Raw genomic sequence first — 14,893 nt, 5'->3', positions numbered from 1 at the left:
TTTAAAGATAGTATTATCTTTGCGCCGATGCAGGTGTTAATAAAATCCGCAACCATTCTAGATCGTGCTAGTGATCACCACAACAAAAAGCGCGACATTCTCATTTTTAACGGTATTATTCAAAAGATTGCTGCCTCCATTGACCAGAAGGAAGCCGATCTCGTTATTGACAAGCCCAACCTTCATGTTTCTTTAGGTTGGTTTGATTCCAGCGTGAGTTTTGGTGAACCGGGCTACGAGCACCGGGAAACCTTGGCCAATGGTATGCAAGTGAGCGCTCAGTCTGGGCTGTGTCACGTGGCCATCAATGCCAATTCAGCGCCAATAACGGACAACAAATCTGCAGTGAGCTTTATTGCACAACGCACTGAAGATTCTCCGGTAAATGCTGTGATCGTTGGTGCCTTAACTCAAGGAAGCAAAGGAATTGATCAGGCTGAAATGTTCGATATGAATACTGTAGGCTGTCCGAGTTTTTACGATTACAAACGTCCAACAGACGATGTAAACTTGCTGAAACTTTCTTTGCAATACACACAACCTTTTGGTGGATTGGTACAGAGTTTTCCTCTGGAAAAAGGCTTGGCTACAAAAGGCGTAGTCCATGAAGGCATTGCCAGTACGCAATTAGGTTTAAAAGGAATATCCAGTACCGCCGAGACCTTGAGAATTCAAAGGGACTTGGGTATTTTAGAATACACCGGTGGAAAGTTGCATATTCCTACCATCTCATCTGCCGCTAGTGTGAAATTGATCAAAGCGGCTAAGAAAAGTGGTTTGGATGTTAGTTGTAGCGTTGCTGCGCATCATTTGTTATTTACTGATGATGTTTTAGAAGGCTTTGATACCCAATACAAGGTCATGCCTCCACTGCGTGATGAAGCAGATCGCAAGGCGCTTATCAAAGGCTTGCTAGACGGCACCATTGACGGAGTAACCTCAGATCACAATCCGCTGGATATTGAATCCAAAAAAAAGGAATTTGATCACGCAGACTTCGGCACTATTGGCTTAGAATGCCTATTTGGAGCAACTAATAAAGCCTTGGGAACTGAAGCAGCTGTTGATGCTTTAACTGGATTGAGAGCAGCCTTCGGAATCAATTCAACCACAATTGAGGAAGGCCAAACAGCTGACCTGAGCCTGTTTGATCCTCAAGAAACTTGGACGGTAGATGCTAAGACCCTTCCCTCCTTTTCTAAAAACTGTATCTATCACGGGCATAAGCTTCAAGGAAAGGCCTATGGAATGATCTTGGGTGAAAAATACCACTTAAACGATGAGTGATTCTCCTTCTGACAAAAGCATTGCCATAATCGCTTACATTACCTTCATTGGGACCATTATCGCCTACTTTTTAAATAGAGAGGCTAAACATCCCTTTGCTACCAAGCACATTCAAAATATGTTTGGCTTATTGCTGATCTTATTCTGTGCCCAAGTGGCCTACGGTTATATGAATCCTATTTTAGGCGATGTCCTTTGGATCGGGTCCTTTGGAGCCTGGGCCTTTAGTTTAGTGACCGCAATTATCGGTAAAGAACCTGCCATTCCTTTCTTCAGTCAAAAATTTCAAGAGTGGTTTCAGTTTTTAAAGTAATTAGCTATCTTTAAAAAGCTAAATAACTAACTAAAAACAATTTACCATGTCTGAAGAAACTACTTCAACCTCCTCGAATACTATTGCTATCATTAGCCACATTACACTTATTGGATGGATTATTGCCTTGGTAATGCATCAAAATGACAGAACCAGTTTAGGTGTTTTTTACATTCGTCAAGTACTTGGACTCTTCCTGTTGATGTTCGTTTCGAGCTTTATTCCATTTCTAAACTTAATTCTAGTACCTGTGGTATTAGTTCTGTGGATATTGAGCTTGATCGGGGCTGTTCAAAGTAAGGAGCAGTTAACCCCTGTTTTAGGCCCAATGTTTCAAGATTGGTTTAAAGGTATTTCCTAAAACAAAACCGATAACAAAATTACAGCCATCGTTTTACGGTGGCTTTTTTTATGGCTAATTTTGCCTAAGACTTAAGCATTATGGCCACATTTGCACTAGAACATTTATACCGACCAGCGGCAGACACCTCTAAAAAAGCACCATTGATTATCATGCTTCACGGCTACGGAAGTGACATGAATGACCTGTTTTCATTCGCTTCTGAATTGCCTGAGGAGTATGCAATTCTTTCAGTTCAAGCGCCGCATGCAATGCAACCCTACGGCAATGCGTGGTATGCCATTCACTGGGATCAGGTTGGCGGTGGAAAGTTCAACGATATTGAGCAGGCTGTAGCATCTCGAGAATTGTTGGGGACTTTTATTGAGCAGGCCTTAGAAGAATATCCAGTGGATCGGGAGCGTGTCGCACTAATAGGTTTTAGTCAAGGTACAATTTTGAGTTTTGCTTATGCCTTATCCCATCCGCAGCAAATCAAGTGCGTAGTGGGCTTAAGTGGTTATATCGTACCAGAAATGTATGCTGAGAATTATCGGGAAAATGATTTTAGCGGACTTAAAGTATACAGTTCCCACGGAAGTGTAGATGCTGTAATTCCAGTAGATTGGGCGCGTAAAACCCCAGGCTTTTTAGATGAATTGGGAATCTCAAATGTGTTTAGTGAGTTTCCCGTTGGACACAGAGTGGCTCCGCAGAACTTCTACGAGTTTAAAGCTTGGTTAGAAGAAAACCTTTAGTTTGGGTACATCAATGAGCCTAAGGTATTGAAGGTGATCTGTTTATCATCCTCAATATAGTATTCCATCACCATTTCTCCCCAATAGCGTCCGTCGGTGAAATCAGCAACCAACCAACGGTGATTTAAAAACTTCAACTTATTGATACGCATAGTACCGTCCATCCCTTCATACGGGATCAACGGATTTCCTTCTGATTGGCCGTTGTAGGCGTAAATGGATTCGCGCACATAGTTCTCTATGTCTGCAGCCTCAAATCCTAAAGATTCGAAATAGGTCATGGCATTGTCATTGCCCTGAAGCGTAAAGTAATTCAAAGTAGCATTCTGCTCTTGTAGCGTATCGATATCTGCTGTAAGCTGGGCGAGTTGTGTCTCTAAAGAATCAATTTTGCCTTGCTGATCCTCATAAATACGCTTTTGATTGACATACATGAATAACACCAATAAAATGGCGAAGAAGAACAGGTACATGAAAATCGATTTCTTCATAAAACAGATAAAAGATTAATTGAAGTTAAGTTCTAATTTGTCATAAGCAAGGTACACATTCTCGGGCAGGTTTTTAGATACCTCCTCATGAAAACCAAGCAAATGACTGATGTGTGTAAAATAAGTCTTCTTGGCCCCAATACGGGCTGCCATGGCTAAGGCCTCTTCTAGATTTAAATGTGTTCTGTGCGGCTCTACGCGCAAGGCACTGATCACTACCACATCCAATCCTCGCAATTTTTCAAACTCAGCGTCAGGAATGGTCTTCACATCGGTCATGTAGGCAAAATCATCAATACGAAAGCCCAATACCGGTAAATCGCCATGAAATACACGGATCGGCGTAACCCGCTTGCCTTTGAGATCAAAGCTGGTATCTGATTGGATCACATGCTCTGCAATAGTCGGTGCTCCTGGATACTTATTCTCTGTTTCAAAGATGTATCCAAACCGATCCTTAAGCGCATCAAAAACGCGCGGTTCGGCATAAAAAGGAACATCGCCCTGTCTAAAGAAAAAGGGGCGAATATCATCCAAACCTGCGGTGTGATCGCTGTGTTCATGGGTGAGCAGGATACCATCTAACTGTCGTTGCCCAACTCGCAGCATTTGTTGTCTAAAATCAGGTCCACAATCAATGACAAAGTATTGGTCATCCCACTGTAATTGTACAGAGACACGCAGTCTTTTGTCTTTGGGGTCCTCACTTAAACAGACGGGATGTGTACTGCCAATAATTGGGATTCCTTGGGAGGTTCCAGTACCTAAAAATGTGATTTTAAGGGGCGATCTCATAAATGCAAAAATAATTCTAAATTTTTTGTTACCCTATCGGTTTTAGTACCTTTGTAATACATCGAAATTGCAATGAATTATGCCGGATACCATTAAGGGCGACAAGGATTTTGAAAATATTCCTTCCATACACGCCAAATGCCTGAGGATAAACCTAAACGAGAATATTTACGGAACTTTCGCTGAGATCGGCGCGGGTCAAGAAACCGTTAGAAATTTCTTTAGAGCTGGAGGAGCTTCCGGGACTATTGCTAAGACCATGTCAGCCTATGATAAGGACTTTAGCGACGCTATTTACGGTGTGGAGGCAGACGGTCGATACGTGACTGAACCGCGCTTAAAACGCATGTTAGAACACGAGACCAAACTTATCGAGGAGCGCATCCATCGCGATAAGCATCCAGATAAGATCTTCTTTACCTATGCCAATACCGTGACTACCATTGACTTTGCGAAGAAGTATAAAGGTCACGGCTGGGTTGGAATCCGCTTTCAAACAGCTCCAGATGAGGATTATAGTGAAATCATTCTACACGTTCGTTTTAAAGAAAATGACGCCCGTTTACAACAGATTACACTCGGAACACTTGGAGTCAACTTGATATACGGGGCGTTCTATAAACACGATCAGCCTAGAAAATTACTGCGCTACCTCTACGATCACTTGCACAAGGACCAAATTGAGATAGATACGATCAATTTCTCAGGCCCTCGATTCGCTACTGTAGACAACCGTTTGATGAGTTTACAACTGATCAAGAACGGCATGACCGAAGCGATTATCTTTGGCCCTGACGGAAACAACATCCTTCCTGCGCGTATTCTTTATAAAAAGAACATTCTAGCCTTGCGCGGTAGTTTTAGACCGGTAACCAAGGTGAATATTGATATGTATGAAACGGCGCATCGCCTATTTATGCAAGAAAATAAAGTAGATCCAGATCGTTCTATCTCCATTTTTGAGATCACACTTTCTAACCTCCGTGCAGAAGGTGAGATCGACGAACGAGACTTTATGGATCGTGCTGAACTACTATGCTCTTTAGGACATACGGTACTGATCTCCAATTTCCAGGAATACTATAAACTGGTTGAATACTTTAGTAACTATACCAAGAACCGTATTGGTTTGGCTATGGGAGTTAATAATTTAGTTGACGTATTTGATGAGAAGTATTACCGTCATCTTTCTGGAGGAATCTTGGAAGCATTTGGTAAGCTATTCTACAAAGACCTGAAGGTTTACCTCTACCCAATGCGCACTAGTAAAAACGATTATATCACTAGCGAGAATCTCAAAGTACACCCGCGTATGAAGGAATTATACAAGTTCTTCAAGTACAATGGTAAGCTTGTTGATATTGAAGATTATAACGATGATGTTCTGGATATCTTCTCTCGTGAGGTATTACGAATGATCGAAGCAGGAGAATCTGGTTGGGAACAAATGCTTCCTGAAGGCATCTCAGAAATGATCAAAAAAGAAGGCCTCTTCAATTGTAGTGAAAAGGCCCTGCAGTCTTAAATCTTTCAATATGTCTTAGAGTTCTAAGATCTGAGCGGCATGCGCTTTGGTCTTTACTTTAGAAATGACGTGGTCTACCACGCCTTCTTCATTGATCAAAAAGGTCATACGGTGTATACCGTCGTATTCGCGTCCCATGAATTTTTTAGGCCCCCAAACACCAAAGGCGTTGATGACATCCTTTTCTGTATCGGCTAATAATGGAAATGGAAATTCATACTTCGTGCTGAAATTCTTTTGTTTACGCTCGGTGTCGGCACTAACTCCCACTAAATGGTATCCTTTTGCTTGCAACTCACCGTAGTGATCACGTAAATCGCAAGCTTCTGCAGTACAACCAGGTGTACTGGCTGCTGGGTAAAAGAAAACTACCCATTTCTTCCCTTTAAAATCGTTAGAATCTATTGGGTTTCCATCTTGATCGTTGACTTTGAAATGCGGAACCGCATCTCCGGCTTTTAGTGTATTCATTTTGCTATTTTTGTTCAAATTTACGCAATAATGACCAAGCAGGAAAAGGTAAAATTTGTCATCGATACGTTACAAGAGCTTTATCCGGAGATTCCCATCCCCTTAGATCATAAAGATCCTTATACACTGCTAATTGCAGTATTAATGTCAGCGCAAAGTACAGATGTACGGGTCAATCAAATAACCCCTAAGTTGTTTGAAGTTGCTGATAATCCTTATGATATGATCAAGCTCACTCAAGAAGAAATACGCGAGATCATAAAGCCTGTTGGGCTGTCACCAATGAAATCTAAAGGCATCTATGAGCTCTCTCACATTTTAATAAATGAACACAACGGTCAAGTTCCCGCAAGTTTTGAAGCTTTAGAAGCACTGCCTGCTGTAGGCCATAAAACAGCGAGTGTTGTCATGGCACAGGCCTTTAATGTTCCCGCATTTCCTGTAGATACGCATATTCACCGCTTAATGTACCGTTGGGGATTCACCAATGGAAAGAATGTAGTGCAAACTGAAAAAGATGCTAAACGCTTGTTTCCAAAGGATTTGTGGAATCAATTACACTTGCAAATTATTTGGTACGGGCGTCAATATTCTCCTGCAAGAGGTTGGGACCTGGAAAAAGACATTATTACTAAGACCGTTGGAAGAAAGACGGTCTTGAACGATTACTACAAGGCAAAAGCTAAAAAGAAAGCATAAAAAAACCCGCGGTTAAGCGGGTTTTTCCAAAGTTTAGTTTAGAAGTGCTTCAAACTTCAATTTATTATAATCTATAACACTTAAAGCCTTAGAATAATCCAGAAGGAACTTAATTGTCTCTTCTTTTGGGACCATTTTATTCACGGGGTCCCGGCGTGAGGTCTTAGAGTACATTTCTTGCATAGAACGTTGTTTAAGAGTTAATGTTCTTAAAAAACGCGACAAGTATTATTTTATTGTACTAGTTGGTTAAAATTATATTGTGCTTGTCAATCACCTTGCGGAGGTTGATCAAAGCATAACGCATTCTACCCAGTGCTGTATTGATGGAAACGCCCGTCTGCTCTGAGATCTCTTTAAAACTCATATCCTTGTACATACGCATGATGAGTACATTTTTTTGATCTTCTGGCAACTCCTCAATCAGTCTTTTTACGTCATCAGCAACTTGATCCTTAATAATGCGCTTCTCCGCATTTAAAGATTCATCGCTTAAAACAGAAAATATATTGAAATCTCCGTTGTTCTCGAATTTTGGCATACGATTGTTCTTTCTGAAGTAATCGATCACCAAATTGTGAGAAATACGCATCACCCAAGGCAAAAATTTACCTTCTTCATTGTACGCACCGCGTTTAAGGGTACGTATCACTTTAATGAACGTATCCTGAAAGATATCTTCTGCGACATCTCGGTCGTAAACTTTTGAATAAATAAAACTGAATACCTTTTCCTTGTGTCTGGTAATTAGTTGGCATAATGCATTCTCATTACCGTCTATATAGGCTCTTACAAGGTGTGCGTCACTGGTTAAGTTGCGTTCCATATTAGTACTTTATTAGTCTCAAAAACCGCTAGGGCTCTGGTTTCTATCTAATTATAAAGTAGTAATATGCTATAGGCGTGTGCTTTAAAAAAGGCGTTAATGTTCGTAAATATAACAACAAACTTTTCAGAAAAGCAAAAAAAAAGTTGGTTTTTGTTTAAAACTTGTACGGACTTACCCCTATTAAAAACGGCTTTTAAGTGGTATCTTTGCAGGGTTTTTTAAAACAAAATTCGTGTCAAAAACAACCTCCGATTTTAAAAATAACATCCTTATTCAAGGCGCTAAGTTGCACAACCTGAAGAATATTGATGTTACCATTCCCAGAAATAAGCTGGTGGTTGTTACAGGGCTTTCGGGCAGTGGTAAATCCAGTTTGGCTTTTGATACACTTTACGCAGAGGGACAAAGACGTTATGTAGAAAGTCTTTCTTCCTATGCGCGTCAATTCTTAGGGCGTTTAAGCAAACCTAAGGTCGATGCTATTAAGGGAATTGCCCCTGCTATTGCCATTGAACAAAAGGTAAACGCCACCAACCCGCGTTCTACTGTGGGAACTTCTACAGAGATCTATGATTATCTCAAACTACTCTTTACACGAATTGGCAAGACCTACTCGCCTATCTCCGGAGAGCTTGTTAAGAAAGATACCGTTACGGATGTCCTGGATTATATCAAAACCTTAGAGGAAGGAAAAAGATTGCTGTTGTTAGCCCCGATCACTTTGGAAGAAGGCCGCAGCATGGAAAACAAATTAAAGGCTTTGCTGCAGCAAGGATATGCTCGTATCAAAGCCAATGATAAGGTATTGCGTATAGAGGACAGTTTGGACAAAGCCCTTCCTAAAACGCTTTATTTGGTGGTAGATCGTATTGTGAAGAAAGACGATGAAGATTTTTACCACCGCTTAGGAGATGCTGTTGAAATGGCCTTTTACGAAGGCAAAGGGGATGTGATCATTGACCCTGTTGATGAAGGCGTTCAAAAACCATTCAACAATCGTTTTGAGTTGGACGGACAAACCTTTTTGGAGCCCAATATTCATTTATTTAGCTTCAATAACCCTTATGGGGCTTGCCCTACTTGTGAGGGATATGGAGATGTGATTGGAATTGATCCGGACTTGGTTGTTCCAAATACGGCCTTATCGGTCTATGAAAATGCCATCTTTCCTTGGCGCGGTGAAACCATGAGTTGGTATCGCGATCAATTGGTGAACAACGCCTATAAGTTTGATTTCCCAATTCACAAGCCTTGGTTTGAACTTTCAGAAGCTGACAAACGCCTAGTCTGGCACGGAAACAGCTACTTTGAAGGCCTAGATAGCTTTTTTAAAGAACTGGAAGCCAAAAGCTATAAGATCCAAAATCGCGTAATGCTGTCTCGATATCGCGGTAAAACACGCTGCGGTACTTGTTACGGCCGTCGATTAAGACCTGAGGCGAATTACGTTAAGATTCAAGGGAAATCTATTTCAGATTTGGTAGAATTACCCATTGACGAGGTCCGAAGCTTTTTCCAACAATTGGAACTGAATGATCACGACGCGCAAGTAGCAAAACGTTTGCTCTTAGAGATCAACAATAGATTGAGATTCTTGTCTAATGTTGGACTCAATTATCTGACACTGAATCGTAAATCCAATACGCTTTCCGGTGGAGAATCCCAGCGCATTAACCTGGCCACTTCCTTAGGTTCTAGTTTGGTTGGGTCAATGTATATCCTTGATGAGCCCAGTATTGGTCTGCATCCGCGAGATACTGAAAAACTCATAGGCGTACTAGAATCACTGCGTGATCTAGGAAATACGGTTATTGTTGTGGAGCACGATGAAGACCTCATGAAAGCGGCAGATACCATCATTGATATTGGACCTGAAGCAGGTACTTTTGGAGGTGAAGTGGTCGCAACCGGAACCTATGATGAGATCTTAAAATCCGATTCACTTACCGCTGGATATTTAAGTGGTCGTTTAGAGATCAGTGTACCTGAAAAGCGTCGGGAAGTCACTCAAACCATCGAACTGAAAGGGGCTAGACACAATAACCTAAAGAATATAGACGTGAGCTTTCCTTTGGGAAGCTTTAGCGTAGTCACTGGAGTTTCTGGTTCTGGTAAGAGTACACTAGTGAAAAAGATCCTCTTCCCTGCTCTTCAACGTAAATTAGGAGGATACGGAGATAAACCTGGTCAGTTCTCTACACTAGAACTGTCGGAGAATGCCTTACAGAATATAGAGTTTGTGGATCAGAATCCGATTGGACGCTCAAGCCGATCCAATCCGGTGACCTACATCAAAGCCTATGATGATATTCGCTCTTTATTTGCCTCGCAGAAACTTTCTGATATCCGCGGCTATAAAGCCAAGCACTTCTCTTTCAATGTAGATGGTGGACGCTGTGAAACCTGCAAAGGAGAAGGCGTTGTGACCATTGAGATGCAGTTCATGGCTGACGTTCATTTGGAATGTGATACCTGCAAAGGAAAGCGTTTCAAAAAAGAGATCTTGGAAGTGCAATTCCACGGAAAGAATATTCACGATATTTTGACCATGACCGTTGACGAGGCCATTGCGTTTTTTGATCAACACGGAGAAACTAAGATCCACGATAAGCTAAAACCTCTGCAAGCGGTAGGCTTAGGCTATGTGCAATTGGGGCAAAGTTCCTCTACCCTTTCTGGTGGAGAAGCGCAACGCATCAAACTGGCTTCTTTCTTGATCAAAGGAGCGAGCAAGGACAAAACCTTATTCATCTTTGATGAACCTACTACCGGCCTGCATTTCCACGACATTAAAAAGTTGTTGGATTCTTTCAATGCGCTGCTAGACAACGGTCATTCCATCATTGTGGTAGAGCACAATCTGGACTTGATCAAATGTGCAGATCACATTATTGATCTCGGGCCAGAAGGTGGAGATAAAGGCGGAACTGTTGTTGCTTCTGGTACTCCGGAGGAGATCGTGCAAATCTCGGAATCGTTTACAGCTCAGCATCTTAGAGAAAAGCTTTAAACATTAGCTTTTCTTATACTTCTCATTAGTATTAAATATCTTTAAATCAATAGGTTGGCATTTATTTTGCTGCTTTTAAAGCAAACCATTTACCGCGATAAAATCCGCAGTAAACCTTAAAATGCAACCTATGAAAAGAACTATTACACTACTGTTATTTTTAAGCGTAATTACGATTACTCGAGCTTCAGAAAATCGAGAACTTCTCAAGAGTCAATAAGTTTCCTTTGTTTATGAGCAGGTTCATTTTGACATCTTTTTGGACGGAAGTTTTTCCTTTAACCTACCTGCCTCTATGCAATTCAGTTATCGAGGACAACGGGCTAAAACTGGCAAAGGCGGTAGCGCCGATCGCATGAGTGTTCATCACTCCAACACGGGTGCTAACTCTGGAAATAATCTGCTTCTAGATCATTCGGGGATCATTTACGCCATCGGAGAACTTCAACTGGAGTACAACGAACTCGGACAACTGCTTCATTTGGGAGCGATCAATTTTGAGTATGACCAAGGAAGGCTTAAACAAATTGGCGGTTTAGAAATCTTCTACAACCAAGAGGGATTATACAGTCACACTCGTGGCAGTGTTACCTGACTTGGGAGTGCAAATGATTCTGATGCTGTTCGGTCTATCTTGGATCCTTTAGATCAAAACTTAAGACCGAGAAGACGCAACATTCGCTATACCGGTTTTGGAATAATTGATTGAGTAGATGGCCTTTGAGTATTTTAAATGTCATACGTAATATTCTGTATAACAATATTTTAAAATTTTGGCACGCCCTTTGGTTTACTTAAGACAATAGCGCAAGCCGAAAAGCTTTTAGAGTAGGCAAAACCCAAAATTTTAGAATTATGAAAAAAGCAATTCTTACAGTAGGTCTTTTCCTTTTTGGAATTTCTACACAGGCAAATGTGAATACAGAATCTAAGGTTTACAATCCTTGGGGTAACTACGAACGCTATTTAAGTACACAATCAGTAAGTTTTTATGAAGATGGTATCTTGTTTGAAGTGTTCTTGGATGGCAGTTTTAGCTATGTCCTTCCAAACGCAGTACACTACAACAGACGTACCCGTGTAAACGGAAGACGCAACGCCAGCAGAAGCTTACCGATTCACAACACACGTTACCGTGGCCGCGGGCATTACCGACTCAACGTAGATCGATTTGGTGTACTGCACAATATTGGACGTACCAACATCTTTTATAAACCTAATGGTAAGGTACGATTCATAGGAGATGTTACTTTGAGATACCGCAGAGGTCGCTTGGTAAGTGTAGGCGGAATGGAAATTTTCTACAACAGACGTGGACGCGTCACCCATACGCTGGGTAATATTAACCGACGCAATGTAGTCTACGGAGTATGTGGAGTCGCAGGAAGCACTACGTATACCTTTGGCAACAGATATTTTGGCAACGGCCATTACGTAACTACCTATCGCACAGGTAGACGTTCTAGAACTCAGAACAACAATGCAGATTGGGATTTTGACTGGGATGACGATTGGAATGATGACTGGGACGATGATGAAGATGATAACAGACGCGGACGTCGCAGCCGCAACTAGTATCATGATTTAGTTGATGTAGCACTGCTCTCTTAGGAGGGCAGTGTTTTTTTATCGCTGATAATCTAGAGTTTAAAAGTTTGGCACGCCCTTTGTATTTAAGTAAGCGTAATGCTAACCAGAATGCAATTACAAACTAAAACTTAAAGTGATGAAAAAACTTGGCATACTACTTAGCGGACTCTTACTGAGTGTTTCTGGATTCTTTTCAGATGCCCGCGCAGACGACAGACGATACAACTTTGACGGATCTTCATACATCTTTGTAGAAGGTGGTGTAGAATTCTCAGTATTTCCAGATGGACAGTTCGATTTTGTCTTCTTGGGAGGAAATACCGTCAATGTAAATGTGAATACTCCTGCAGTGAGTATCAACTACAATTCTGGTTACGATTACGACGCATTTGTACAGTACGATGATTACGGAGCTGTGATTCAGATTGAAAACGTACCGATCTTTTATGACAACTTCGGACGTATCTCTAGAGCAGGAACAGTAGATATCGTATACAACAACAGACGCATTGTACGTGTAGGTGGTCTACAGGTCTTCTACAACAACTTTGGATACTTTGACTATACGGTTGGATTTATCAGCCCATTTTATAGAACCTATGTATACAGACCATGGCACGTATTTTACGCCAGACCGTTCTTTAACAACTGTATTGTATACAACTATCCGTACCGCAGATACTATGCACCAGTGCGCTATACGTATGCAAATCACCTACGCTACTACAACAATAGAGGCCGTAGTGCCTATGTGAACGGAAGACGTGATTTCTACCGCCCTGGAAGTAGAATTCACTACAGAAACGGAAGAACAGCAGCGAATCCGGATTACCGTCCGGAGCGCAGATCAGGTAGAGATGCTGTAGCTACTAATCGCGGTAGAAGCTCTAGTAGAGCAACAACGGCAAACAACCGCAGAAGTATGAGTGCGAACACTCGTGGAGGAAGCACCTCTCGCGATATGAGAAGTTCAAGGTCAAGCAATGTGCGTAACGGTAGTGCTACAAGCACACGTGGAAACAGATCCAGCATGAGCACTCGCGGGAACACCACAAACAACCGTGGAACCGTTGCTCGCAGCGGGAGCTCTAACAGCAGATCCTCTGGCAATATGCGCTCTCAGCGCAGTACCAATAGATCTTCTGGAAACATGAGATCTCAGCGAAGCACTAGCAGGTCTTCCGGGAATATGAGAAGCTCATCTTCTCGCAGCAACCAGAGAGCTACCTCAAGCAGATCTACACGCAGCAGCAGCAGCATGAACCGCTCCAGCAGATCAAGCTCAAGAGCAAATCGATCTGGAGAATCGCGGTCTAACACCCGCATGAGTTCTAGCAATTCTAGAAGCTCTCGCTCAGCAAATGTTTCACGCGGTAACAGCAGAAGAAACTCCAACGCACGCAGCACGCGTAGCGGTAGAAGAAATTAAAGATCATTTTTTGGTTGGTTAGTTAGGAACCCTTGTTATGACGGTCTATGTCTGGCAAGGGTTTCGCTTTTTAAAACGATAGCCAATTGCTCGGTAAGCACTTTTCTGTCGAATTGTTCTATGGAATTGTTTTGAAGTGCTAAGGACTTATTTTTATAGGACTTATAGGCGTTTAGAATGTAAGCTCCTAAATAATCCTCATGGAGCTGCTCATAATTACAAAAGGCACCACTACCCGACTCCTCCACCAATTGTTTGATGTCACTCCCCTCGGGACCTATCGCAAGGATGGGTCTATGCGCCATCATGTATTCAAAGAGCTTCCCTGGTAAGATTGCCCGCGTCTCTGGAGCATTGATCTCTAATAACAACAGCAACTGACTTTGATGCTGGAGCGCAATGGCTTCGCTGTGGTCTACATAACCTTTAAATTCGGCATGTTGTAAAAGCCCGTGATGAGTTAAAGAGATTTTGACTTCATCTGCTACCACACCTGCAAAAACAAGCTTAAGATCCTTTTTAAAGGCTTCATCCGCTTTGCAAAATTCCCCGAGTAGCTTCCAGAGCGACTCTGGATTGCGTTTGGCAAAAAGCGAGCCAATATGTGAAATACTGAACTTTTCATCCAATTCAGGCTGCTTTGAAGGCTTGTTTGAGGTGTCGTAACCGTTGGTGATCACCGCAATGGGTTGTTTGGTAAGCGCTTCAAACTCTTTTTTTGTCGAAGGGCTGGTAACCAAAATTTGATCAGCCGCATTTAAAACTGCAGCTTCTAAAGCTTTATGTTTTCTAGCATTCCAAGGTAATAATCGTAAGGATTTGTGATATCCAATGGTGGTCCATGGGTCTCTAAAATCAGCCAACCAAGGGATGTTTACAGATTCTTTGAGTTGTTTTCCTATAAGATGAACGCTGTGTGGAGGTCCGGTAGTGATTATAGCATCATATTGATGCTCTTTGAGATGATCCTTCAAATAATGGACTGAGGGCTTCACCCACCCTTTTCTCGCATCAGGAATAAAAAAGTTCCCACGAATGAAAAGCATTAACTTCTTAAGCAGGGAAGGATTCTCATCAATAATGCCCTTACTAAGGGTCTTAGTAGACTTTTTACCCAACCGTTTACCCAAGCCGTAAGGTTCCCATATGGGATGCTTTAAGACCTTTATGCCTTTTGGCACTTCTTGCAAAAGCCCCTCATCTACAATGGGATAGGTAGGGTTCTTTGGAATGTAAACCGTTGGTTCAATTCCATTTTCTGGCAGATACGTACAAAACTTCAGCCAACGCTGAACCCCTGGCCCACCTGCTGGCGGCCAATAATAGGTAATTACCAAAACTTTTAAGGGCTCCATG

General features: G+C 41.9%; 15 protein-coding genes. 10 read left to right on the top strand and 5 right to left on the bottom strand.

All coding sequences use genetic code 11. The features are described from left to right. Positions 1-27 precede the first annotated feature (27 nt). From HRT75_RS05920 to HRT75_RS05905, 4 genes are all read left to right on the top strand, one after another. Positions 28-1,287 (top strand): dihydroorotase family protein, encoded by a 1,260-nt coding sequence (locus HRT75_RS05920; protein ID WP_291183796.1) that lies wholly within the window; start codon positions 28-30, stop codon positions 1,285-1,287. Continuing rightward, positions 1,280-1,600, top strand: a complete 321-nt coding sequence (locus HRT75_RS05915; protein ID WP_291183793.1) for a hypothetical protein — start codon at positions 1,280-1,282, stop codon at positions 1,598-1,600. The genes HRT75_RS05920 and HRT75_RS05915 overlap by 8 nt, the downstream gene beginning before the upstream one ends. 46 nt (positions 1,601-1,646) lie before the next feature. Continuing rightward, the gene (locus HRT75_RS05910) at positions 1,647-1,961 is read left to right on the top strand and encodes a hypothetical protein (RefSeq protein WP_291183790.1); all 315 of its coding nucleotides are present in this window, start codon (positions 1,647-1,649) and stop codon (positions 1,959-1,961) included. Between the two features lie 80 nt (positions 1,962-2,041). Then, on the top strand, positions 2,042-2,698 hold the full coding sequence (locus tag HRT75_RS05905; RefSeq protein ID WP_291183787.1) for an alpha/beta fold hydrolase: 657 nt from the start codon (positions 2,042-2,044) through the stop codon (positions 2,696-2,698). Here HRT75_RS05905 and HRT75_RS05900 read toward each other — a convergent pair. Both HRT75_RS05900 and HRT75_RS05895 read right to left on the bottom strand, forming a co-directional pair. Then, a complete protein-coding gene (locus HRT75_RS05900; RefSeq protein WP_291183784.1) occupies positions 2,695-3,189 on the bottom strand; it encodes a hypothetical protein in 495 nt (164 codons plus the stop codon). The genes HRT75_RS05905 and HRT75_RS05900 overlap by 4 nt on opposite strands. A gap of 15 nt (positions 3,190-3,204) precedes the next feature. Continuing rightward, the gene (locus HRT75_RS05895; protein ID WP_291183781.1) at positions 3,205-3,984 is read right to left on the bottom strand and encodes an MBL fold metallo-hydrolase; all 780 of its coding nucleotides are present in this window, start codon (positions 3,982-3,984) and stop codon (positions 3,205-3,207) included. Positions 3,985-4,063: 79 nt separating this feature from the next. Between HRT75_RS05895 and HRT75_RS05890 the strand changes: the two genes are divergently transcribed. Next, complete coding sequence (locus tag HRT75_RS05890) at positions 4,064-5,509, top strand: TonB-dependent receptor (RefSeq protein ID WP_291183779.1); 1,446 nt, start codon at positions 4,064-4,066, stop codon at positions 5,507-5,509. Positions 5,510-5,524: 15 nt separating this feature from the next. Here the strand turns inward: HRT75_RS05890 and bcp are convergent, their stop codons facing one another. Further along, positions 5,525-5,980 (bottom strand): thioredoxin-dependent thiol peroxidase, encoded by a 456-nt coding sequence (gene bcp / locus HRT75_RS05885; RefSeq protein ID WP_291183776.1) that lies wholly within the window; start codon positions 5,978-5,980, stop codon positions 5,525-5,527. Positions 5,981-6,010: 30 nt separating this feature from the next. Here bcp and nth point away from each other — a divergent pair, with 30 nt between their 5' ends. After that, positions 6,011-6,679, top strand: coding sequence for an endonuclease III (gene nth / locus HRT75_RS05880; RefSeq protein WP_291183773.1), 669 nt, complete (start codon positions 6,011-6,013; stop codon positions 6,677-6,679). A gap of 241 nt (positions 6,680-6,920) precedes the next feature. On the opposite strand, the gene HRT75_RS05875 is transcribed toward nth, so the two are convergent. Next, positions 6,921-7,505, bottom strand: a complete 585-nt coding sequence (locus HRT75_RS05875) for a sigma-70 family RNA polymerase sigma factor (RefSeq protein WP_291183770.1) — start codon at positions 7,503-7,505, stop codon at positions 6,921-6,923. A 235-nt stretch (positions 7,506-7,740) separates the two neighbouring features. Between HRT75_RS05875 and uvrA the strand changes: the two genes are divergently transcribed. From uvrA to HRT75_RS05855, 4 genes are all read left to right on the top strand, one after another. Beyond that, positions 7,741-10,518, top strand: a complete 2,778-nt coding sequence (gene uvrA / locus HRT75_RS05870; RefSeq protein ID WP_291183767.1) for an excinuclease ABC subunit UvrA — start codon at positions 7,741-7,743, stop codon at positions 10,516-10,518. 295 nt (positions 10,519-10,813) lie between these two features. Beyond that, positions 10,814-11,113, top strand: a complete 300-nt coding sequence (locus HRT75_RS05865) for a hypothetical protein (RefSeq protein WP_291183764.1) — start codon at positions 10,814-10,816, stop codon at positions 11,111-11,113. Between the two features lie 260 nt (positions 11,114-11,373). Continuing rightward, positions 11,374-12,093, top strand: coding sequence for a hypothetical protein (locus tag HRT75_RS05860; RefSeq protein WP_291183763.1), 720 nt, complete (start codon positions 11,374-11,376; stop codon positions 12,091-12,093). A gap of 151 nt (positions 12,094-12,244) precedes the next feature. Beyond that, positions 12,245-13,537, top strand: a complete 1,293-nt coding sequence (locus tag HRT75_RS05855; protein WP_291183760.1) for a hypothetical protein — start codon at positions 12,245-12,247, stop codon at positions 13,535-13,537. Positions 13,538-13,572: 35 nt separating this feature from the next. Here HRT75_RS05855 and HRT75_RS05850 read toward each other — a convergent pair whose 3' ends face one another. After that, a complete protein-coding gene (locus HRT75_RS05850; protein WP_291183758.1) occupies positions 13,573-14,892 on the bottom strand; it encodes a glycosyltransferase family 4 protein in 1,320 nt (439 codons plus the stop codon). Between the last annotated feature and the right edge of the window lies 1 nt (position 14,893).

This window comes from Gilvibacter sp. (assembly GCF_013214815.1).
GTDB lineage: Bacteria > Bacteroidota > Bacteroidia > Flavobacteriales > Flavobacteriaceae > Gilvibacter.
This window is presented reverse-complemented; position numbering and strand designations above follow the sequence as displayed.

Bases quoted from the DNA above. Each gene is read 5' to 3' on its own strand.
- HRT75_RS05915 (WP_291183793.1), top strand. From the start codon at position 1,280: ATGAGTGATTCTCCTTCTGACAAAAGCATTGCCATAATCGCTTACATT.
- HRT75_RS05890 (WP_291183779.1), top strand. From the start codon at position 4,064: ATGCCGGATACCATTAAGGGCGACAAGGATTTTGAAAATATTCCTTCC.
- HRT75_RS05910 (WP_291183790.1), top strand. From the start codon at position 1,647: ATGTCTGAAGAAACTACTTCAACCTCCTCGAATACTATTGCTATCATT.
- bcp (WP_291183776.1), bottom strand. From the start codon at position 5,980: ATGAATACACTAAAAGCCGGAGATGCGGTTCCGCATTTCAAAGTCAAC.
- HRT75_RS05850 (WP_291183758.1), bottom strand. From the start codon at position 14,892: ATGGAGCCCTTAAAAGTTTTGGTAATTACCTATTATTGGCCGCCAGCA.
- HRT75_RS05865 (WP_291183764.1), top strand. From the start codon at position 10,814: ATGCAATTCAGTTATCGAGGACAACGGGCTAAAACTGGCAAAGGCGGT.
- HRT75_RS05900 (WP_291183784.1), bottom strand. From the start codon at position 3,189: ATGAAGAAATCGATTTTCATGTACCTGTTCTTCTTCGCCATTTTATTG.
- HRT75_RS05905 (WP_291183787.1), top strand. From the start codon at position 2,042: ATGGCCACATTTGCACTAGAACATTTATACCGACCAGCGGCAGACACC.
- HRT75_RS05920 (WP_291183796.1), top strand. From the start codon at position 28: ATGCAGGTGTTAATAAAATCCGCAACCATTCTAGATCGTGCTAGTGAT.
- HRT75_RS05860 (WP_291183763.1), top strand. From the start codon at position 11,374: ATGAAAAAAGCAATTCTTACAGTAGGTCTTTTCCTTTTTGGAATTTCT.
- HRT75_RS05895 (WP_291183781.1), bottom strand. From the start codon at position 3,984: ATGAGATCGCCCCTTAAAATCACATTTTTAGGTACTGGAACCTCCCAA.
- HRT75_RS05855 (WP_291183760.1), top strand. From the start codon at position 12,245: ATGAAAAAACTTGGCATACTACTTAGCGGACTCTTACTGAGTGTTTCT.
- HRT75_RS05875 (WP_291183770.1), bottom strand. From the start codon at position 7,505: ATGGAACGCAACTTAACCAGTGACGCACACCTTGTAAGAGCCTATATA.
- nth (WP_291183773.1), top strand. From the start codon at position 6,011: ATGACCAAGCAGGAAAAGGTAAAATTTGTCATCGATACGTTACAAGAG.